At 41.4% G+C, this 20,891-nt stretch carries 18 protein-coding genes; 11 read left to right on the top strand and 7 right to left on the bottom strand.

Going from position 1 to position 20,891, the window contains the following annotated elements; translation table 11 throughout:
• The first annotated feature begins 142 nt into the window (after positions 1–142).
• Together smrB and EJ103_RS05155 are read left to right on the top strand one after the other, a co-directional pair.
• Positions 143–700 carry an endonuclease SmrB gene (smrB, locus tag EJ103_RS05160; RefSeq protein ID WP_024031888.1) on the top strand — a complete coding sequence of 186 codons (558 nt, stop codon included), beginning with the start codon at positions 143–145 and terminating at the stop codon, positions 698–700.
• 15 nt (positions 701–715) lie between these two features.
• Positions 716–1,648, top strand: a complete 933-nt coding sequence (locus EJ103_RS05155; RefSeq protein WP_126006387.1) for an AEC family transporter — start codon at positions 716–718, stop codon at positions 1,646–1,648.
• 6 nt (positions 1,649–1,654) lie between these two features.
• On the opposite strand, the gene EJ103_RS05150 is transcribed toward EJ103_RS05155, so the two are convergent.
• Both EJ103_RS05150 and sixA read right to left on the bottom strand, forming a co-directional pair.
• Positions 1,655–2,005: a RidA family protein gene (locus tag EJ103_RS05150; protein ID WP_004587297.1), complete on the bottom strand. Its 351-nt coding sequence runs from the start codon at positions 2,003–2,005 to the stop codon at positions 1,655–1,657.
• A 15-nt stretch (positions 2,006–2,020) separates the two neighbouring features.
• A complete protein-coding gene (gene sixA, locus EJ103_RS05145; protein ID WP_004587298.1) occupies positions 2,021–2,491 on the bottom strand; it encodes a phosphohistidine phosphatase SixA in 471 nt (156 codons plus the stop codon).
• Positions 2,492–2,674: 183 nt separating this feature from the next.
• Between sixA and EJ103_RS05140 the strand changes: the two genes are divergently transcribed.
• Positions 2,675–5,398, top strand: a complete 2,724-nt coding sequence (locus EJ103_RS05140; RefSeq protein ID WP_126006385.1) for an insulinase family protein — start codon at positions 2,675–2,677, stop codon at positions 5,396–5,398.
• Positions 5,399–5,453: 55 nt separating this feature from the next.
• Positions 5,454–7,712, top strand: a complete 2,259-nt coding sequence (locus tag EJ103_RS05135; protein ID WP_055253033.1) for an EAL domain-containing protein — start codon at positions 5,454–5,456, stop codon at positions 7,710–7,712.
• A 2-nt stretch (positions 7,713–7,714) separates the two neighbouring features.
• Here the strand turns inward: EJ103_RS05135 and EJ103_RS20215 are convergent, their stop codons facing one another.
• Both EJ103_RS20215 and yeiP read right to left on the bottom strand, forming a co-directional pair.
• On the bottom strand, positions 7,715–7,909 hold the full coding sequence (locus EJ103_RS20215; protein WP_029773485.1) for a hypothetical protein: 195 nt from the start codon (positions 7,907–7,909) through the stop codon (positions 7,715–7,717).
• Between the two features lie 208 nt (positions 7,910–8,117).
• Complete coding sequence (yeiP, locus tag EJ103_RS05125; RefSeq protein WP_126006383.1) at positions 8,118–8,690, bottom strand: elongation factor P-like protein YeiP; 573 nt, start codon at positions 8,688–8,690, stop codon at positions 8,118–8,120.
• Between the two features lie 194 nt (positions 8,691–8,884).
• Between yeiP and EJ103_RS05120 the strand changes: the two genes are divergently transcribed.
• On the top strand, positions 8,885–9,271 hold the full coding sequence (locus EJ103_RS05120) for an MmcQ/YjbR family DNA-binding protein (RefSeq protein WP_004587303.1): 387 nt from the start codon (positions 8,885–8,887) through the stop codon (positions 9,269–9,271).
• Positions 9,272–9,308: 37 nt separating this feature from the next.
• On the opposite strand, the gene EJ103_RS05115 is transcribed toward EJ103_RS05120, so the two are convergent.
• From EJ103_RS05115 to fadI, 3 genes are all read right to left on the bottom strand, one after another.
• A complete protein-coding gene (locus tag EJ103_RS05115; RefSeq protein WP_024031882.1) occupies positions 9,309–9,818 on the bottom strand; it encodes a GNAT family N-acetyltransferase in 510 nt (169 codons plus the stop codon).
• Positions 9,819–10,088: 270 nt separating this feature from the next.
• Positions 10,089–12,311, bottom strand: coding sequence for a fatty acid oxidation complex subunit alpha FadJ (gene fadJ, locus EJ103_RS05110; RefSeq protein ID WP_126006381.1), 2,223 nt, complete (start codon positions 12,309–12,311; stop codon positions 10,089–10,091).
• The gene (gene fadI / locus EJ103_RS05105; protein ID WP_024031879.1) at positions 12,311–13,621 is read right to left on the bottom strand and encodes an acetyl-CoA C-acyltransferase FadI; all 1,311 of its coding nucleotides are present in this window, start codon (positions 13,619–13,621) and stop codon (positions 12,311–12,313) included. The genes fadJ and fadI overlap by 1 nt, the downstream gene beginning before the upstream one ends.
• Before the next feature lie 329 nt (positions 13,622–13,950).
• Here fadI and EJ103_RS05100 point away from each other — a divergent pair, with 329 nt between their 5' ends.
• Genes EJ103_RS05100 through EJ103_RS05075 form a run of 6 tightly spaced genes read left to right on the top strand, consistent with a single transcriptional unit; the run spans position 13,951 to position 20,830 of the window.
• Positions 13,951–14,907 carry an AAA family ATPase gene (locus EJ103_RS05100; RefSeq protein WP_004587307.1) on the top strand — a complete coding sequence of 319 codons (957 nt, stop codon included), beginning with the start codon at positions 13,951–13,953 and terminating at the stop codon, positions 14,905–14,907.
• Positions 14,908–14,910: 3 nt separating this feature from the next.
• Entirely contained in the window at positions 14,911–15,855 is a 945-nt protein-coding gene (locus tag EJ103_RS05095; protein WP_126006379.1) for a DUF58 domain-containing protein, read from the top strand.
• Positions 15,856–15,857: 2 nt separating this feature from the next.
• Positions 15,858–16,292, top strand: coding sequence for a DUF4381 domain-containing protein (locus EJ103_RS05090; RefSeq protein WP_126006377.1), 435 nt, complete (start codon positions 15,858–15,860; stop codon positions 16,290–16,292).
• Entirely contained in the window at positions 16,285–17,271 is a 987-nt protein-coding gene (locus EJ103_RS05085; RefSeq protein WP_024031872.1) for a VWA domain-containing protein, read from the top strand. Before EJ103_RS05090 ends, EJ103_RS05085 begins: the two co-directional genes overlap by 8 nt.
• Positions 17,271–19,172, top strand: coding sequence for a VWA domain-containing protein (locus EJ103_RS05080; protein WP_126006375.1), 1,902 nt, complete (start codon positions 17,271–17,273; stop codon positions 19,170–19,172). The genes EJ103_RS05085 and EJ103_RS05080 overlap by 1 nt, the downstream gene beginning before the upstream one ends.
• Entirely contained in the window at positions 19,166–20,830 is a 1,665-nt protein-coding gene (locus EJ103_RS05075; protein ID WP_126006374.1) for a BatD family protein, read from the top strand. Before EJ103_RS05080 ends, EJ103_RS05075 begins: the two co-directional genes overlap by 7 nt.
• Positions 20,831–20,891 lie beyond the last annotated feature (61 nt).

Raw genomic sequence — 20,891 nt, 5'->3', positions numbered from 1 at the left:
CTGTTTTAGCTAACTGACTGTTTTGAGTCTTTGCGACGATTGCATTGCCTAACTGTGCTGAGCAAATTACAATTGCCCCTCACCTTTATATTGTACCGCCTTTTGCGCTGCGTTTTTACGTTTTTTTGTTTAGGTAAAATTTATGAAAAAAGACATCTCATCACAATCGTCCCTAAGCAATGACGACATTGACCTTTTTCGCCAAACAATTACAGGCGCTAAGGTGTTTAAACAAGATACCCATAGGTTTGATACAAAACCTAAGGTGTCACAAGCGAAGCAATTTGCCCAGCAAAAAAAGCAGGTTGAGTCTGAATTTTTCTTCTCTGACGAATATATTCCCGATATAGACACAAATAGTACCATTAATTACGTGCAAAATGGCCACGACTCTTTTTTAGCAAAACAGTTGCGACGCGGCGACTTTGCGCCCGATTTAACACTCGACCTGCACGGGCTTAATAAAGAACGTGCAAAAGATGAACTTGCGGGGCTTATTCACGAGTGCAAAAAACAGCATTATTACTGCGCGTGCATAGTGCATGGCATTGGCGAGCGTGTTTTAAAACACAAAGTACCGCAGTATTTGGTGCAGCACCCCGATGTAATTGCCATGCACCAAGCACCGCTAGAGTATGGCGGGCGCGGTGCCGTGCTGATTTTAATTGATTTACCACAAAGCGATGAGTTTAGACGCTAATTAAAGGAAGAATACGTGCAAATTTTTTCGATTATTTTTCCCTTAATTTTTATTGTCGCACTGGGCTACACCTGTTGTTATTTTAAATTTTTTAATCAGCAGCATATTGCCGGCTTAAGTAAATTTACTTTTTATGTGAGCTTACCCGCCTTTTTGATGCTCAATATGTCGCAAATAAATTTGCATCAAAGTATTAGCCTCGAAGCATTTTTAAGCTTTTATATTCCTGTATTAGCGGTATTTGCTTTGGGCATACTTATTGATAGGTACTATTTAACTAAACAAGCCAATGCTGGAAATTATCAACAGCATAGTGTGTTTGGTCTTGCCGGTAGTTATTCAAATATGGTGTTAGTGGGTATACCCATTGTTATTGCTTCACTTGGCAAAGACATGATTGCTATCGCCTTTATGATCATCACATTTCATAGCACGCTGCTTTTTGCGTTAACTTATTTAATAGGCGCGAAAGGAAACACAGCTGACTTCTCGTGGGCAAAATTTGCTAAAAACATGGTCCTTAACCCTATAGTGTTAAGTATTGGCTGTGGATTACTTTTTAATGTGTCGGGAATTACATTATTTGCTAATTTAGCCAATGCCTTAGAGCTAATCGCCAGCCCTGCTATTGCATGTGCTTTATTTGTGTTAGGCGCTAATTTGGTGTTTTATAAGGTGGCAGCAAATTGGCAGCCGGCCCTTATTTCTTCACTGTTAAAAATACTGATTTTGCCTGCTGCTGTGTGTGTAGCAGCTACGTGGGTGTTTGTACTAGATACGCAAATTCGTAACGTACTGGTATTGCTGAGCGCCTCGCCTGTTGGCGTTAATGCGTATTTAATTGCAAGCCAATTAAATACGCATCAAGTTACGCTCGCCGGTGCAGTGGTGCTTTCAACGGTGCTTAGTGTTGTAAGCTTTTCGTTTTGGCTTGCTGTGCTTTTATAAAATCGCTTATTTAAGTGCGGCCACTACCGAAATTTCGACCAATAGCGCATCGCGCGCCATTTTAGCTTCAACACAGGCGCGTGCTGGTGCATAACCTTCTGGCACCCATGCATCCCATACTGCATTCATATCGGCAAAATATTCCATGCTCTTAACGTAAATAGTTGCGCTTAGCATATGCTTTTTAGAACTCCCCGCCTGCTCAAGTAAGGCCTCTACTTTGTCGAGCATAGTTTGCGTTTGCTCTGTAATGTTTTGCTCTGCATCGCTGCATACTTGTCCGCATAAATAAACGGTTCCATTATGTTTAACTATACGGCTCATGCGCGCACCCGTTTCAAGGCGTTCTATACTCATTGTTATCTCTTTTCTCTATATATTTGCAGGCGCATTAATATTTACATATTCACTGCGCTGTGAGGTTTCATCATACTGAATTACAGCAACCGCTGCGGTGTTAAAAATAGGCATATTACCCGGGCTGAGCTGATCAACTATATAGCTCACAATAGGCATATGGGCGACCACTAACCAGGTATTACACTGAGGATGCATAGCAATAAGTGTTTCTAAATAATCAGCTGCTATTTGTGGCTTTCCCTCGGGGATTATGTCGCTACAGGTTTCACTAAATTTAAATACATTGTTTTTTTCAACTTCTTTAGCCGTTTGCTGCGCGCGCGAGTAAGGACTTACCAATAACGCATCAACAGAAAAGTGTTTGTGTAGCCATAAGCCCATTTTTTCTGCTTCTGCATGGCCTTTCGGTGTTAGGTTTCTTGCTGCGTCGTTAGCTTGCATCGGTGTCGCTTCGCCGTGGCGCATAATTAAGATTGTTTTCATAAAAAATCAACCGATTAATGAATATAAAACAGTAGCCAGTTTGCCCATTTGTCCGCTATATTAACTATTATTCCAAAGAATAATTCTCTCATGATATTCAGGTAAATCTTTTCGCTATTTTTTCGCTGTCCTGAAGCTATCATCTGTTGTTAACAAGTAAACGTCTAGTTTCAGGAGCATCATTTGAATATCAGCCGCAATGATAACAGAGCATACCGCGCCATTACACTCGACAATGGGCTAAAAGTATTATTAGTGCAAGATAAAGATTCAACTAAAGCCGCTGCTTCTATGGCGGTTAACGCTGGCCATTTTGATGACCCCCTTGACAGGCAAGGCCTTGCACACTTTTTAGAGCATATGCTTTTTTTAGGTACCGACCAATACCCTGATTCTGGAAGCTTTAATAATTTTGTGTCTCAATCGGGTGGTAATACCAACGCCTGGACCGGCACTGAGCACACCTGCTATTACTTTGATATTAATAATCAAGCCATTGAAAAAGCACTTGCGCAATTTAGCCGTTTTTTTATTGCCCCATTATTAAACCCAGCGGAAACCGAAAAAGAACGTAATGCCATAGAGGCTGAGTTTAAATTAAAAATAAAAGATGATGGGCGTCGTATTTATCAGGCTCATAAAGAAACCGTAAACCCAGCTCACCCCTTTGCTAAATTTTCGGTGGGTAATTTACATACCCTCGCCGATAGAGATCGCTGCATAAGTGACGAGTTAAGAGATTTTTTTAATAAGCACTATCAAGCGCAGTGGATGACACTGGTAATTTGTGCCAACGAACCGCTTGATACACTTGCTCAGTGGACGCATCATTATTTTAGTGGCATTAACGGCCATAAAGGTGCGCTTAAAGCCCCTATTGAGGAGCCATTATATCGCGCGCAAGATATTGGCAAAGTACTGCACATTGAACCACACAAGCACATGCAAAAACTCATTATTAGTTTTGCTATGCCAAATATCGATGACTTTTATCGCCACAAAACCGTCAGCTTTATAGCCCATTTACTAGGCTACGAAGGCGCAGGCTCGTTGTACTCTATTTTAAAAGAACAAGGGTGGATTAACGCACTTTCTGCCGGCGGCGGTATAAATGGCAGTAACTTTAAAGATTTTAACATTAGCATGGCGCTTACCGATGAAGGCATTGAATACTTTGAAGACATAATAGAAATTGTGTTTGAGTATATTTGTCTAATCAACGATAACACCGACAAACTACCGCGCCTGTATCAAGATAAAAAAAACCTGTTACAAATTGCGTTTGATAACCAAGAAAAATCGCGCTTAATAGATTGGGTAAGTAACCTAAGCATTAATATGCAGCACTACGACGAAGCTAACTATGTGCAAGGCGATTACTTAATGGAGGGCTTTAATAAAGCCACTCACGAAATGGCGATGCAATGGCTTACCCCACATAATATGCGCTTAGTACTTATTCATCCAGGCGTAGAGGCAGAGCACACCACCGCGTGGTACAACACCCCTTACAAAGTTGAGCCAATTTCGCCGCATTGGCTGGAGTCGCTTGCGCATATAAATAAACCGCTGAGCACTATGCTGCTGCCCACAGCAAACCCCTATTTAACAAAAGAAGTGGTGTTATACGAAGTCGAAAAACCACAAACCAAGCCTTTACTGTTAGTTAAAGAGCCAGGGTTTGACTTTTGGTTTAAACAAGACAACACCTTTAGAGTGGCCAAAGGTCATTTTTATTTAGCAATGGACTCTCACTTTGCAGTAAAAGATGTAAAGCACATGGCATTAACGCGCCTTTTTAGTGACTTATTTATGGACAGTGTTGGCGAGCAGTTTTACCCCGCAGAATTGGCAGGTTTAAGTTATCATTTAACCTCTCATCAAGGCGGGCTTACGTTGCACACCGCTGGGCTATCGACTAGTCAGCTAGAGTTGGTGGAGCAATTACTTGATGCGCTATTTAATGTTGATATTTGCGCACGCCGCTTTGCCGAATACAAAAAGCAATTGGTAAGGCACTGGCGCAACAGCAACCAAAATAAACCCGTGAGTGAATTATTTAGCGTGTTAGGTGCCAAAATAATGCCATGGAACCCACAACCCGACGAGTTAGCCACTGCACTTAAAAATACATGTTTTCAGCAATTTAACGAATTTAGAGCCGATTTTTTTAAAGCCTTACATGTTGAGTCGTTTTTACACGGTAATTGGCAACAAACAGACGCGAAGGTATTTCATAAAAAAGTGGCAGAGCATTTAAAAAACGCCACGGCTATTGAAGATTTAACACGCCCGCTGCACGAGATAGACCAAGTGACTCGCTGCGAACTTGAACTGCCATGCAGTGATAACGCCATGGTCATTTACTACCAGGCACAAACTGCAGAAGTGGATGAAAAAGTTAAATTAATGGCACTTAATCATATAATTAACCAAGACTATTTTAACGCGCTGAGAACCACACAACAGCTAGGTTACTTAGTTGGCTCTGGCTATGCACCATTTAACACCCGCGCCGGTATTGCTTTTTATATTCAATCACCAAAATTTGAAGCTCAGACTCTACTGCACAGGCATAATCATTTTGTAAGCCAGTTTATTGCTAACCTAGACTCCCTAGATGAGACAACATGGCAGCAGCATAAACAAGGTTTGACAACTCATATTGCTGAAAAAGATAAAAACTTACGGTTACGCTCACAGCGCTTTTGGCTTGCAATAGGCAATAAAGATCATGACTTTCATATGCAAAAACGCCTGCTAGAGGCACTGCACGCCCTCAGCCTAGAAGAAATGAAAAGCTATGCCATAGCTACTTTTTCAAAAGATAGGCCAAGGTATGAGTTATTAAGTAGCGCAAAAGTAAATAAATCGCAAAAAATGCCGCTTTGCTCGCAATCTCTTTGACTCTGCAAGTAGCATGATTTAAATTATCATTTGTTAATTAGTAGTAATAAAACAAATGATAAAAATAACAACAATAAAATGTGGTTTTTACTGGTTGCTGCTAAGCCTAGCACCCGCAGCGGTTGCCTTTGAACACGCCTTTAATATAAATACCAACACCGTTTTAATTATTGCCAGTGCCCTACTTGCGCTGGCTTTGCCATACCTATTATTTGTAATTTATAAATTAAAGCGCTCTCGGTTACAGCACAGCCTCTCAGAAAAGCGCTTAAAAAGCACGGTTGAAGGCAGTGGCGATACGCTTTGGGATTGGAATATAAAAACTGGCGAAGTTATTCGTATTAACGATAAATACATGATGGATTCAACAACGTTAATGGGTTTTCCGCCAAATAAAAGCTTGATCCACCCACACGATATTGCCTCAGTAGAGCATTTATTAAAAAAACACTTTGCTCAAAAGTCCGCTTTTTTTGAAGCCACTTACCGTATTAAAGACACCTTTGGCCACTGGCACTGGGTATTAGACCGCGGAAAAATAATAGAAAAAGATGCCAACTTAGCGCCACTGAGAATGACCGGCACAGTGCGCGATATTTCAGTGTTAAAATCAACACAAGAGCGCCTCAATTTATTTGCTAAGTGTGTAGAATCACTCACTGATGCACTTGCTATATATGATAAAAACTTTAACTTAGTTGATATTAACCCCAGCTTTTTAACGCTTTTTGGTGGCGTTAGAGAGCAATATCTCAAAAAGCCTTTTAATTTACCTGGTTACGATAAAAGCTACACAGAAAACATTAAAAATATAGTGCGAGAGCGGGAGCGAATTCAACAAGAGGTAAAACTGCGCAATAGTGAGCGAGTGTTACTGCCAATAGAGATTTCTATTGATGAGATAAAAAACGAACAACACCAAATAACAAACTATGTAGTGGTTTATTCAGATTTAACCGAACGTAAAAATGCACAATCGCAACTGCATAATTTATCAAATAGAGACCGTACGACCAGCTTACCTAACAGAAATTTATTTTTTACCGACCTACAAAAGCTAGTAAAACAAAATACCCACCATGCCCTTTTGGTATTTGATTTAGATAACTTTAAAAAGATTAATGATTCATTAGGCCACCAGCTAGGCGACAGCCTATTAGCAAAACTGGCTATGCGATTAAATAAATTAACTCGAGAGAATGATGTTTTTTACCGCCTAGGGGGTGATGAATTTGCCTTAGTTATGGCAGATACTAATGATATTCATGTTATTACTCGCATGGCAAAGCAATTTTTAGCTGCAATTGCGACCCCATTTAAAATGGCAGGCCACGAGCTCGCTATTACCTCAAGCGTAGGCATAGTGTTATTCCCTGAAGATGGCAGTACGCCAGAGCTACTATTAAAAAACGCTGATACCGCAATGTATCATGCTAAAAAGAAAGGTAATAGTTACCTGTTTTTTAACGACACCATGAACCGCCAAGCGGTTAAACGCTTACAAATAGAAAACCTAATGCGCTTTGGTCTAAAAGAAAACCATTTTGAAGTGTATTACCAACCAAAAATGAATATTCGCACAGGTAAACTTACCGGAATGGAAGCATTAGTGCGCTTTATAACCCCTAAAAAAGGCGTTATTAGCCCCGGTGTATTTATTCCTATTGCAGAGGAAACCGGGCAAATAATAGAAATTGGTGAAGTGGTTTTAAACAAAGCGTGTCGCGATGTAAAACAATGGCTAGACGATGGGCTATTTAGCGGCCGCGTTGCAGTTAACTTATCGGCTAAGCAGTTTAGCTTGCCAGATTTAACGACCCGTATTGACGTGATATTACAAAAAAACGAGCTACCTTCTTACTTTTTAGAGCTGGAAATTACCGAAGGCACGGTAATGGACGACCCACAAGAAGCCATTGCAATTATGCGATCGCTAAGTGCGCGTGGTATTCATTTAGCCATGGACGATTTTGGTACAGGTTATTCATCTTTAGCGTACTTAAAACAATTTCCGCTGAATACCTTAAAAGTAGATAAAGCATTTATTGATGACATGAAAACCGAACGAGGCCGCAACATGGTTGACTCTATCGTGACGATTGCGCAAAACCTCGACTTACATGTGGTTGCTGAAGGTGTGGAGCAAGCAAGCCAAATTGACATACTTAAAACGCTAAATTGTGAAACCGTACAAGGCTACTTCTATTCAAAACCGCTTTCAAAAGATGAATTTACGGCCTTTTTAAAACAGCAACAAAGCAACTCTACGCCAAGCCTTATTAGTGCTAATAAACATTTAGCGCAAATAAGGTAATGTTACGGGCGCCATATACACGCACCAGCTCCTACGTTGCGTATAAAAGCACGCCTGTAATGCAAACCAAATAAGCACCATGCGCCAGGGCCGATTAGTGCCCCTAATAAAATCCACCGTTTAATTGGCATACCTTTTTTAAGCGCTTGAACGTAAATGGCCAAAGCACATAGAGCGTTAATAAAAACGAAAAGCAAACATCACCCCAACTGAGCTCAAAACAACGCTGCGCATTTTAACGGCAAATAACACACTTTTAAAGCAGCAGGCTTGATAAGCCAATGAGTCGCCATTTTAGCTATCAGCGCATATAAATTAAGTATTGATGCAGATTACTATTCCCTAGTTTAAAAATTTAGCCATAAAAAAAGCCGGCATAGCGCCAGCTTTATTGTATAGCTTGGGTTACTTTTCAGCGCGGCCCATAAATTTGTGCTCAACCGTATTAATACGGATACGGTCGCCCGTAGATATATGCTCAGGCACCGAAATGGTTAAACCCGTGCTCAGGCGTGCAGGCTTAGAGCGTGCACTGGCAGAAGCGCCTTTGATTGAAGGGTCTGTTTCTTCAACAACCAGCTCTACGCTTGATGGCAAATCTAAACCTACAGGCGAGCCATCAATCACAATAACGTGTACGCCTTGCGTTTCTTCGTTAACGAACTGAATTTCTTCTGCTATCGCCTCTTTGTTTAAGTTATACGGCGTGTAGTCTTCATTATCCATAAACACGTATTCATCGCCATCAATGTAAGAAAGCATTGCTTCGCGGCGAGTTAAATCTGCTAAGGTTAGCATGTCGCTGTCTTTGAAGGTTTCGTCTACTTTTGCACCTGTTACTACATCGTATAAGCGCATACGGTACAAACTACCGCCTGCACGGCCTTGTGGTACTGAACGTACAATATCTTTAACTACCAACACGCGATTATTATACTCAATCGCGGTTCCTTTTTTAACTTCACTCGCCTTTGGCATGGGGGTTTTCCTATTATTTTTTTGATTGCCAGAAACATACCACGAACTGGGTATTGTTCAACTAAAAATACGTTAATTTGGGGCTGCATTTGATATAGACTTGCAAATTTTTAATTTAAAACTAAATACCTATAATCAAAAGCGAAAAAAACTGCTATGGTATCTCTACCGAGTATGACTTCAAGGATTGGATCATGGACCAAAACACAGTACATGAGTATTTAGTAAAGAAGCCCTTGGTGCAAGTGACAAAACCATTTGCTCAAGAGGTTGATGTTTATAAAGTAAATCATAAAATGTTTGCCACCCTTGCCTTAGGTAATGATGGAGACGTTAATGATGATGGAGATCCTATTTGGTGGCTTAATTTAAAGTGCGATCCCGATGAAGCACTTAAATTGCGTGATATTTTTCCTGCGGTGATCCCTGGCTATCATATGAACAAGCGGCTTTGGAATACGGTGATATTAGATGGCTCTATTCCACAAGGCGAAATTGAAAGAATGATCGATAATTCGTTCAAATTAGTTGTTGAGAATATGCCAGAAAAAGACCGTAAAGCAATTGAAGCACATCTATAGAAACCACCATCACGGGCTAGCTTGCTAGCCCTATTTGCTACAATTTTAATGTGTATATCAAATCATCATAACGTGTATTATTAATAGTGTGCGCTTGCGTATTAATGCCAGTTAACGTTAATCCACACTTTTGTAATACCTTTTCAGACCCTATATTCCCCTTTGTAACCACGGCTTTAAACTGTGTAATACCGCATTGTTGCCATGCCCACTCAATCACGGCACGCAATGACTCACTGGCAAAGCCTTGATTAAAATACGCGGGTAAAAACAAATAGCCTAGCTCAGCTTGCTCAAGTTCATATGTAAACCCCGTCACACCCATGGGCTCATTTGAATGCTTATCAAATACCACAAGGCAAAGTGGATGAGTAGAAGTGCTATCCCAACTTTTTAAACGTTGTTCAAACCTGCTGCGTACAAACGCTTCGCTGGGCATATCGTAGCAATAACGGATCACGGTAGGATTTTGATGTAACTGCAAAAATAATGGCCAATCACTGCTTTGAAGCGGGCGCATTGCCAATCGTGCTGTAAACAACTGCATAATGGTTTACCTCTTATCTGCTTAGCTGCAAAATAAGCTAACATACTTTATAGCAAGCCACTTAATTATAAGACTTATTTGAGGGTAAAAACCTGTCGATAACTAGATAAAAACTGGCAATTTAGGTTTTATAAATGCACGTTTTTAACACAGGTAGCGACACGTTTAGCCCCGCAGAATGATTAAGTATTATTGCGCCCTAGAATTCTATATTTACAAATAGCAGATATAAAAAAACCGCATATAATGCGGTTTTTTTAATCAAGCTGTTTACGAGTCTTGCTTTGGTGAGTCAACGCTCTCTTCTTGAGGTTGCTCATCAGCAGGTTCTGCTTCTATTGCTTGTTCAGCAACAGGTGCTGGGCTTGGCTCATCTGCAACAGGCTGCGTTTGATAAAACTTAGCGCCTGATTCAGCCATACTTACTAACGTGTCGCATGGGGCAAAATTTGCATTGCTATTAGCTAATGTAGACATTTCAGAGCTAACCTTGCTGGCACCCAATTTATCCATATAGCTAAACGGTCCACCTAAAAATGGTGGGAAGCCAATACCAAATATAGCGCCAATGTCGCCATCACGTGGGCTGGCAATAATGCCATCGTCTAAACAACGCACGGCTTCGTTAAGCATTTGTGATACACAACGCTTAGCAATTTCGCTTTTATTTAAACGCGGTGCAGGGGTTACACCTAATAGCTCATACACTGACTCGTCAACTTTTTTGCTCTTTTTATCGTACTCATAAAAACCACGACCCGTTTTACGGCCTAGGCGTTTTGAATCAATCATACGAGAAAATGCATCTGGCGCTTTAAAACGCTCGCCTAATTCTTTTTCAAGAATTGGGGCAATTTTAGAGCCTATATCAATCCCTACTTCATCAAGTAAAGCAAGCGGCCCAACTGGGAAACCAAACTCTACAAGGGCTGCATCAATTTTTTCAATTGGCTCACCGGCAAGCATTAAATTAGCTGCTTCATTTACATAAGGCGCTAAAATACGGTTTACGTAAAAACCTGCCATGTCTTTTACCACAATAGGCGTTTTACCTTGCTTACGTGCAAAGTTAACTACGCGCGCAATAGTCTCTTGAGAAGTCCCTTCGTGCGGAATAATCTCCACTAATGGCATTTTTTCAACTGGCGAGAAGTAATGCAGGCCTATCACGTTTTCAGGGCGCTGTGCCTGTGCTGCAATTTGTGAAATAGGCAGTGATGACGTGTTACTTGCAAAAATAGTATTGCTTTGGCATTGCTGCTCTATATCGGCAACCATACCTTGCTTTAAGGCTAAATCTTCAAATACAGCTTCTACTACTAAATCAATGTGTTTAAAGCCACTGTAGTTTGTAGTGCCGGTAATACGGTTCATTGTTAACTGCATATCAGCTTTAGACATAATGCGGCGTTTAAGGCGCTTATCTAAAATTTTGTAGGTGTAGTTCATGGCATTACTAATGCCCTGCTCTGCTACATCTTTAATACGTACAGGTACTTTGGCTTTTACTGCGCTTACATGCGCAATACCGGCACCCATTAGGCCGCCACCTAAAACAGCGGTTTTACTAATTGCTGGCGCATCGTCGTTGCGCCACTCTTTTTTCATTTCAGTAGTTGCAAAGAAAATACCGCGAAGCGCTTTAGATTCATCACTCATTACAAGTGTTGCAAAGCTTTCAGCTTCTGTTTTATACGCTTTTAATTTATCCAGCTCTACACTTGCACGCACAGCCTTAATAATTGCAAGCGGTGCAGGGTAATGTCCGCCGGTTTTTTTAAGGACGTTTTCTTTGGCTTTTTTAAAGATAAAGTTGCGGCCAAACGGGTTTGACTCTAATAATTTGCTTACTTTATCAAGCTTTGGCTCTTTATCTGCTGGCTTTTTCTTAGCCGCAAATTCTTTAGCGACTTTTAGTAATACGCTTTGTGGTACTACATCATCTAATACGCCTGCTTTTTTAGCTTGCTTAGGGCGAATCTGCTTGCCTGTTAGCATCCATTCGAGTGCTTTTTGAATGCCTACAATTTTAGTTAAACGCTGCGTACCACCGCCACCTGGTAATAAACCAAGTTGTACTTCAGGCAGGCCTACTTTAGTCATATCGCTATCTGTGCCTATGCGGTAATCACACGCTAAAGCAAACTCTAAACCACCACCAAGCGCAGCACCATGTATTGCACTTACTGTTGTATAAGGTAGTTTTGTCATATCAAAAAAGGCTTGATGACAAAGTTCACTAATTGCTAACGCATCTTCACGCTTTTGCACGCTATCAAGCATTTTTACATCAGCACCCGCGATAAAGTTATCGCTTTTACCACTTATAAATACCATCCCCTTTACTGACTCTTGTTTGGCTTGTTCAAGTAAAGCTTTTAAGTCATCAGCGAATGAGTCGCGCAGGGTGTTCATTTTCTCACCCGGCACATCAATGGTTACTACGGCAATTTTGTTTTCATCTACCGTTAAATTAAATACTGAATCTGTCATTACGCGCTCTCCAATACAAAGGCTGCACCTAAACCACCAGCAGCACACGCTGTTGTTAATGCTAAACCGCCACCACGACGTTTAAGCTCGTGTAAGCTTTGCGTAATTAAGCGAGCACCGGTTGCAGCAAATGGGTGACCATATGCCAGTGAGCCGCCGTTAACGTTAAACTTATCCATGTTAATTTCGCCAATTGCTTTGCTACGACCAAGTTGCTCTTGCGCAAACTTATCTGATGCAAACATTTTCATATTGGCAAGTGTTTGCGATGCAAAAGCTTCGTGCATTTCAATTAAATCTAAATCAGCAAGTGTAATTCCTGCTCTATCAAGTGCGATAGGCGTTGAATGCGCTGGGCCCATTAGCATGTCTTTTTCTACACCAATTGCCGAAAACGCAAAGCTACGTACATAACCTAAAATTTCGTAGCCTAGTGCTTTTGCTTTGCTTTCGCTCATCATCAGTACGGCAGCTGCACCATCGGTTAATGGTGTTGCATTTGCAGCGGTAACCGAGCCATGTTGGCGGTCAAATACCGGCTTAAGCTTAGCGTAGCCTTCAACTGTAGAATTTTTACGAATGTTATTATCTTCTTCAATAAAGCTTTTATATGGCGGTAAGTGCGCCGTCATTACTTCATCTTTTAACTTGCCATCGGCCCATGCTTGGGTTGCAAGTGAATGCGAGCGATGCGCTAGTGCATCTTGATCTTCACGGCTTATATTATGTGTTTTAGCCATTTGCTCAGCAGTTTGCCCCATTGAAAGGCCTGTTGAGTACTCAGCAACCGCAGGCGGTACTGGTAATAAATCTTTTAAACGCAGTTTTGAGAATATTTGTAAACGCTGGCCTAAGGTACGCGCTTTGTTTAAATCAACTAAGCTACCTGCCAATTTTTTACTTACGCCAATAGGTAATACTGAAGATGAGTCGGCGCCACCGGCAATACCTACATTTACAGAGCCTGCCATAATAGATTCAGCTACATTAGCAATGGCCTGAAAGCTGGTAGCACATGCGCGCGATACTGAATACGCGTCTACGCCTACTGGCATACCCGTACCTAAAACAATTTCACGTGCAATATTTGGCGCTTCTGGCATTTGTACTACTTGACCAAATACAAGTTGATCGATTTCTGACTTGTCGAAATTTAATCGTTCAAGCATTTCGTTAACCACCAACTTACCCATATCAAGGGCTGGTACATGGTGAAACGCTGTTGCTTGTTTTGCAAAAGGAGTACGTAAGCCGCTAACGATGGCAATACGGTCGCCTTTTGGTGTTTTTAGTATGTTTTGCTCAGACATTTATGCTCTCCCGCTGACAGGTCTGACCTGTTTGTTTTCCTCGATTCTAAACAACCCGTGTGCTAAAGCCAATAGATAAACACAAATTTATACAAAAGCACTAAAGGTAGATATATACATAGTGCTTAATATTGACTACCACAATAGGCTTTTTTACGCGTTTTTACAAAGTTTTGTGGTACGCTAAAAACCGTTAAAAAATAACGAACTATTTTTAAAAATACAGTCTAACTCTTGAGTTACTCACTTATAAACCTTATAACTAGGTCAGTATTAATTACCTAAAATAAATTAGGTACAAACCCAGCTGACGAGGAAGTCTATTTATTATGGCAGCTAACGCATTCAAACAATTAAAAACGTACTTAGATACACAAATTATTGGCCAGCCAGAGCTTACTCAAGCACTCCTTATTGCCATTTTAGCTGATGGCCATCTATTAGTAGAAGGCCCGCCAGGGCTTGCAAAAACCCGTGCTGTTAACGCCCTTGCTAAAGGTATTGAAGGCTCGTTCCAGCGCGTACAGTTTACGCCCGACTTATTACCTGCCGATGTAACTGGCACCGATATTTACCGCCAACAAACCAGCGAGTTTGTGTTTGAGAAAGGCCCTTTATTTCATAACCTTATTTTAGCCGATGAAATAAACCGTGCCCCAGCAAAAGTACAATCAGCACTACTAGAAGCCATGGCAGAGCGCCAAGTAACGGTAGGCAAAAACACCTACCCGCTAAGCGATTTATTTATGGTAATGGCTACCCAAAACCCGCTGGAGCAAGAAGGGACTTACCCACTGCCAGAGGCACAATTAGACCGCTTTTTATTACATTTAAGCATTGATTACCCAGGTGCAGAGCACGAGCTAGACATACTGCGATTAACCCGTGGTGAAGCACTTAATGAACAACAAGCGGTTATGCAACAAATTACCCAAAGCGATTTATTTGCCGCTCGCCAAGCTATTTTAGGCTTGTATTTAGCCGAGCCGCTTGAGCAATATTTAGTACAGCTAATTATTGCCACTCGTGAAGGAGCTAAGTTTGATGAGCAACTTGGCCGTTGGATTGAGTTTGGCGCAAGCCCGCGTGCCACCATTGCACTTGATAAATGTGCCCGTGCCCACGCTTGGTTACATGGCCGCGATTTTGTAGCACCCGATGACATTCAAGCCGTTGTACATAATGTACTGCGCCATCGTATTATTTTAAGCTACGAAGCACAGGCTGATGGCATTACTAAAGATCAGGTTATAAGCCGCATTGTTGAACTTGTAGCCGTACCCTAAGTTATGCAAACACAATTAGACTCAAAGGCGTGGCTAAAAGAAAGCCACAGCCACGGTGTAAATTTAGCGCTAAAAGAACTGCTGTATTACAAAGCTAAAGCACAGTTATTAGAGCTGGCACCTAAAGTTAAAATTAAAAACAGTTTAACTGGGCAATACCTTGCGCCCCATAAAGGCCGAGGTATGGAGTTTGCCGAAGTGCGTCATTACCAGCAAGGTGATGACATTCGCTCTATTGACTGGCGAGTAACAGCGCGTACCGGCGAAACCCATACAAAGCTTTTTCAAGAAGAAAAAGAGCGCCCTGTTTTTGTATTTACTGATTTTTCAAACTCTATGCTATTTGGCTCAAAGCTGCTGCTTAAGTCGGTACAGGCTGCGCACATTAGCGCGCTAGTTGCGTGGTCGGCGTGTCAACGCGGAGATAGAATTGGCGGTATTGTGTTTAATCAACACTCGCATTTAGAACTAAAGCCCAGCGCCCGCGAAAAAGCGGTATTAAAGCTGTGTCATAACCTATGCGACAGCCACCAGCAAGCACTTAACAATATAGATAAACAAGTAACCAATAACTTTAGCGATAATTTAAAACGCCTTAACCACTTAGCTAAACCTGGCAGCTTAGTGTATTTAGTCTCTGACTTTAATGCCTTAGATGATGCAAGCTTTAAACAATTAGAAATATTAAGCCGCCACTGTGAGCTGATAGGCTGTCATATAAGTGATCCGTTTGAACATACGCTCCCCGCGTTTAAAAACGCTGTCACTGTTAATGCCAACGGCCAAGATTTTGCGCTACCGCTTATGGATAAAAGCTTTAGAGAACGCTTTGCAAAAAACGCCGAGCAAGCATTTAGCACACGTCTAAATCGCTTAACTAAATCGGGTCTTAACTTAATATCATTCAATGCAGCGAGCCCGCTTGAGCTGCAATTAGTGAGAAAATAACCATGCAAACCAATCCACTCGATGGCCTGCACGATATAATAGCGCCAAGCCAAGTTAGTTGGTGGCCACTCGCCCCTGCTTGGTGGGTTATTATTACCCTGTTGTTTATAGCACTGTGTGCAGCTGCTTTTTGGTTTTACAAAAATTATAAATTTAAAAAGCCTAAGCGCTACGCAATTGATTTAAGCCACAACGAGCAAAGCGCGCAAACACTTCATATTATTTTAAAGCGCCTAGTAATAGAGTATTACGATAAACGCCTAGCAACGCAATCAATTGCTAACTGGTGTAACACACTTAATACCTTAACCGGTTTAAGCTTTACCGAGCATGAGCTTTTAAGCCTGTATAATGCGCAGCAAACCAATGACGCGCTTAACGAAAAATTACGCCAAGGCATAAAGCAATTTAAACTAAAGGAGCCAGTACATGTTTGAATTTAGCTGGCCATGGTTGTTTTTATTACTACCTCTGCCCTTATTACTTTTATTATTAAAACCTGCTGCCAGTAACGCACATACCCGGTTACGTATTCCAAGCTTTGCCAAACATAACTTAGCCAGCCAAAGCCTTGAAAAAAGCGCACGTAAACTAACTATTTTTGAATGGCTACTTTGGCTATTACTGGTCACTGCTGCAGCCAACCCGACATGGTTAGACGACCCCATTTCATTACCAAACGAAGGGCGCGATATAATGCTTGCGGTCGATTTATCTGGCTCAATGACCGAACAAGACATGGCTTACAACGGCCAATATGTTGATCGCCTCACTATGGTAAAGGCGGTATTGAGTGACTTTATAGAGCAGCGCCAAGGTGACAGGTTAGGCCTGATATTATTTGGCGACACCGCATTTTTACAAACGCCACTGACTCGCGATGTTAAAACCGTAAGTAAAATGCTCAGCGAGTCTCAAATTGGCTTAGTTGGGCGTGCCACTGCTATTGGCGATGCGCTAGGTTTATCGGTAAAGCGTTTTGCCAACAAAGATAAAAGTAACCGTATTGTGGTGCTATTAACCGATGGCCAAAACACAGCAGGTAATTTAAAACCTGAAGATGCCCTACTCCTTGCCCGCGAGGAAGGCATAAAAGTATATACCATAGGTGTTGGCTCAGATAACCCCCGTGGATTTAGCCTATTTAATATGGGTGGTATGAGTGGGGGCAGCTTAGATGAAAGCTTGTTAAAAGACATTGCCGAACAAACCGGTGGGTTATATTTTAGAGCCAAAGATGTGGCTGGCCTTCAGCAAATTTACGCAGAGCTTGATAAATTAGAGCCAATTAGCGCAGATGAGCAAACATTTCGCCCGCAAAGCTCATTGTTTTACTACCCACTACTTATTGCTATTTTACTCATTAGTTTAAAAGTAATGTTAAGCACCTTACGTGCATTAAAGGAGCCTAACTAATGGACTTTACATTTATTCGTCCCGCTGTTTTGTGGCTTTTAATACCTGCACTTGCGTTGTTTTTTATAGCCTTTATTAAGCATAAAAAACAAAGCGCAGATAACCTAATTGCCCCTCATTTGGCGCCGTTTATTATGAACGAGTCAAACACTAAAGCCAGCCAGCCACTTTGGCTGGTCGCTGTATTTTGCTGTTTAGCTATTATTTTTAGTGCAGGCCCTAGTTTTGAAGAAAAACAGGTCCCTGTATTTCAAAGTAAAAGTGCCCGTGTGATTGTAATGGATATGTCGTACTCAATGTACAGTACCGATATAGCACCGAACCGTTTAATGCAATCACGCTTTAAAGCACTCGATATGATTGAGCTATTTAAAGAAGGCGACACCGCTTTAGTTGCCTATGCCGGTAGTGCATTTACTATTTCGCCACTTACAAACGATGCCACTACGCTTACTAATTTAATTCCGAGTTTAAGCCCCGACATTATGCCCGACAAAGGCTCTAATGTTTTGGCTGGCCTTGATATGGCAAAAGAGCTTTTAACGCAAGCAGGCTATATTGATGGCGATATAATATTAGTCACCGATGGCATAGACCAAGAAGAGCAAAGCGATATTACTAGCTTTACCAGTAATTCTTCTTATCGGCTAAATATTTACGGCGTAGGCACAGAGCAAGGCGCACCTATTAAATTACCTGAAGGCGGTTTTTTAAAAGACAGCTACGGTCAAATAGTCATCCCCACCATTAACATAAGCAGCTTAAAAAGCCTAGCGACCCGCAGTGGTGGAAAGTTTGCCCTTTACCAACCAAGCAGCAGTGACATAGCCACTTTTGCACCAAGTGCCAATAGTGAGTTATTAAAAGATGAAAAACAAAGCCATGCCCTGTGGCGCATAGACGCAGGTATATATGGGTTACTTATTTTACTGCCCTTAGGCCTTTATTTATTTAGAAGTGCAGCATTTGTAGGGGCCTTTTTAGTACTCAGCGTTTTGCCAACCCAACAGGCAAGTGCATTAGAGCTCCCCTCTTTTTTAAAAAACACTGATCAGCAAGCGCTTGATGCTTATAAAAATAAAGATTTTGAACGGGCCGCCAATGCCGACTCAAGCAGCTTAAAAGGGTCTGCATTGTACCAACAAGGTAATTTTGATGCCGCACTAGAAGCCTTTAGTAAAGATAAATCAGCCACTGGTTTTTATAACTATGCCAACGCGCTTGCCAAATCAGGACAGCTAGAACAAGCCATAGATGCTTACAAACAAGCACAAACGTTACAACCTAACTTTAGCGAAGCCGCTGATAACCAAGCTTTGGTTGAGCAATTGCTCGAGCAACAGCAGCAACAGCAAGAGGGTGATTCGCAAGATAATCAGCAACAATCTGATCAAAGTGAGCAACAAAACAATCAGCAATCAGATCAAAGCCAACAAAGTGAAAATAGCGATTCTCAATCAGAGCCAAGCCAAGGCGAGCAATCACAAGATCAGCAAGGTGAGCCAAATGATGAGTCTGACACTGAGCAAGACCAACAAAGTGCTGAGTCGGGTTCACAATCAGATAAACAAAATGAGCCAGAACTACAAACTCAGCCACAAGCTAATCAAGAGCAAAAACAGCCTGAGCAAACAAACGAAGAACAAGCTGAAAATACTCAGCCGCAAACAGCGCAGCAGCAAACGTTAACAGATGAGCAAAAGCAAAACGCTCAACAACAAGCCGCGCAAGCACAAACGCGTGAGCTCACCAACGAAGAGAAAGAAAAAGCCCAGCAGCTTAACCAGTTATTAAGAAAAGTACCGGACGATCCGGCAATTTTATTACGGAATAAAATGCAATTAGAAGCCCAAAAAAGACAATATCAACGTCGCCCTACAGGAGTAGAAAAATCATGGTAATGCGATTATTTTGCTGTTTATTGCTATTAAGTGCGATGCCATCATGGGCCGCCACCAAATTAGAGGCAAGTGTAGATAAAAACCCAGTCCTTGCTGGCGAATTTTTTATGCTTAACATTTCAGTTGACGACACAATAAAAAGCGAGCAACCCGACACCTCGGTGTTACTTAAAGACTTTGTCGTTGGGCCAACAAGTTTAAGTACGCGCACCAACATTATAAATGGCAGCATTAACAAGCAAACAACCTGGTCTGTTAAGTTAATGACCCGTAATGAAGGTGAATACACCATTCCGGCTTTTAACGTGGCCGGTTTAAGCTCGCAGCCAATAAAATTAAAAGTGGCAAAACGCGCTGGCGATGCTGATAAAAATAACGATATTTTTTTAAAAACATCGCTCTCAAGTGACTCGTTGTTTGTTCAAGAAGCTGGCGTATATACGATTAAACTCTATCTAGCAAAAGAGCTGCTTGATGGCAGCCTAAGTACGCCCAGTATGCAAGATGCACAGCTTACTCAATTAGGTAAACAAACCGAAAGCTATGAGCTTGTAGATGGTAAACGTTATTTAGTGATCACCCGAGAATACTTACTACAGCCGCAAAAAAGTGGTGTATACACCATTGTTGGTCCTACTTTTCAAGGCCGTGTACAGCAAAATTACCGCCAATTAGAAGTGTCGGCTTTAGGGGATGATCAGCAACTTGAGATAAAACCTATTCCGGCAAACTATAAAGGCGCATGGCTACCCAGTGAGTTAGTTAATATTGATGAGCAGTGGCAGCCTGATGAAAATACAGTAGAAGTTGGCACGCCTATTACACGCACTATTACCTTAACCGCGTTAGGGGTTACTAAAGAGCAACTGCCCGAAATTGATATGAAAACCATTGCGGGAATTCGCAGTTACCCCGATGATGTAGAAACAAACAATGCCGTAAGAAACGGACGGGTTGTATCTCAGCAAACAGCGTCATTTGCGTTATTACCACAAAAAGCGGGCTCCTACACCCTCCCAGAAATAACACTGCCTTGGTATAACACCAAAATGAACCGCATTAGCTACGCTACATTGCCTGAGCGCACTATAACGGTAACTCCTAGCGCCAATGCTATAAACCCAGGTGCTATTGCAAACGACAACCTTAATACAGGTGAGCCAACTTTGCCTGCTAATAAAGTAAGTAATACACAGCAGCCCAATACAACAATAGCCGCGCCGCAAAATGTTATTCCGCTTTGGTTAATTATTATTGCCGTGCTTGGGTATATTTTTTGGATAATCACTGCAATTTTTTATTGGTTAAGCCGTTCTACTAATAATGAGCAAAAAAATAACAGTGTATCTGTAAATAAAGCCCAAACGCTTTCATTAAACGCGCTTAAAAATGCAGCTAAATCAAATAATCTCAATGCATTTTATAGCGAATTAAATGCGGTAGCGATTAAGCTTACGGGCAAAAAGGTGGCTGCGATAGATACGTTAATACACAACATCAATAATGATGAACTGGCGACGCAGGTTAACCGTTTACAGTCAGCTCTTTATGCAAATAGCAGTGCAGATGTCGATCTTAATGCTATTATTAACATAATTGAGCAGCACCAAGTTCAACGTACAAAGTCGCAACAAGCTGTATTAAAAGACCTTTATTAACTAGTTTGATAAATTTAGGTCTTTTCATGCATTAAATAATAAATTTTAATTAAAAAAGTAC

Origin of the sequence: Pseudoalteromonas sp. Xi13, from assembly GCF_003952205.1 — a bacterium.
In the GTDB taxonomy this organism is placed as follows: Bacteria; Pseudomonadota; Gammaproteobacteria; order Enterobacterales; family Alteromonadaceae; genus Pseudoalteromonas; species Pseudoalteromonas atlantica.
This window is presented reverse-complemented; position numbering and strand designations above follow the sequence as displayed.

What these genes read in the sequence shown, in the direction of transcription:
- smrB (WP_024031888.1), top strand. Translation starts at nt 143, where the DNA reads ATGAAAAAAGACATCTCATCACAATCGTCCCTAAGCAATGACGACATT.
- EJ103_RS05150 (WP_004587297.1), bottom strand. Translation starts at nt 2,005, where the DNA reads ATGAGTATAGAACGCCTTGAAACGGGTGCGCGCATGAGCCGTATAGTT.
- sixA (WP_004587298.1), bottom strand. Translation starts at nt 2,491, where the DNA reads ATGAAAACAATCTTAATTATGCGCCACGGCGAAGCGACACCGATGCAA.
- EJ103_RS05135 (WP_055253033.1), top strand. Translation starts at nt 5,454, where the DNA reads ATGATAAAAATAACAACAATAAAATGTGGTTTTTACTGGTTGCTGCTA.
- yeiP (WP_126006383.1), bottom strand. Translation starts at nt 8,690, where the DNA reads ATGCCAAAGGCGAGTGAAGTTAAAAAAGGAACCGCGATTGAGTATAAT.
- EJ103_RS05120 (WP_004587303.1), top strand. Translation starts at nt 8,885, where the DNA reads ATGGACCAAAACACAGTACATGAGTATTTAGTAAAGAAGCCCTTGGTG.
- EJ103_RS05115 (WP_024031882.1), bottom strand. Translation starts at nt 9,818, where the DNA reads ATGCAGTTGTTTACAGCACGATTGGCAATGCGCCCGCTTCAAAGCAGT.
- fadJ (WP_126006381.1), bottom strand. Translation starts at nt 12,311, where the DNA reads ATGACAGATTCAGTATTTAATTTAACGGTAGATGAAAACAAAATTGCC.
- fadI (WP_024031879.1), bottom strand. Translation starts at nt 13,621, where the DNA reads ATGTCTGAGCAAAACATACTAAAAACACCAAAAGGCGACCGTATTGCC.
- EJ103_RS05100 (WP_004587307.1), top strand. Translation starts at nt 13,951, where the DNA reads ATGGCAGCTAACGCATTCAAACAATTAAAAACGTACTTAGATACACAA.
- EJ103_RS05095 (WP_126006379.1), top strand. Translation starts at nt 14,911, where the DNA reads ATGCAAACACAATTAGACTCAAAGGCGTGGCTAAAAGAAAGCCACAGC.
- EJ103_RS05090 (WP_126006377.1), top strand. Translation starts at nt 15,858, where the DNA reads ATGCAAACCAATCCACTCGATGGCCTGCACGATATAATAGCGCCAAGC.
- EJ103_RS05085 (WP_024031872.1), top strand. Translation starts at nt 16,285, where the DNA reads ATGTTTGAATTTAGCTGGCCATGGTTGTTTTTATTACTACCTCTGCCC.
- EJ103_RS05080 (WP_126006375.1), top strand. Translation starts at nt 17,271, where the DNA reads ATGGACTTTACATTTATTCGTCCCGCTGTTTTGTGGCTTTTAATACCT.
- EJ103_RS05075 (WP_126006374.1), top strand. Translation starts at nt 19,166, where the DNA reads ATGGTAATGCGATTATTTTGCTGTTTATTGCTATTAAGTGCGATGCCA.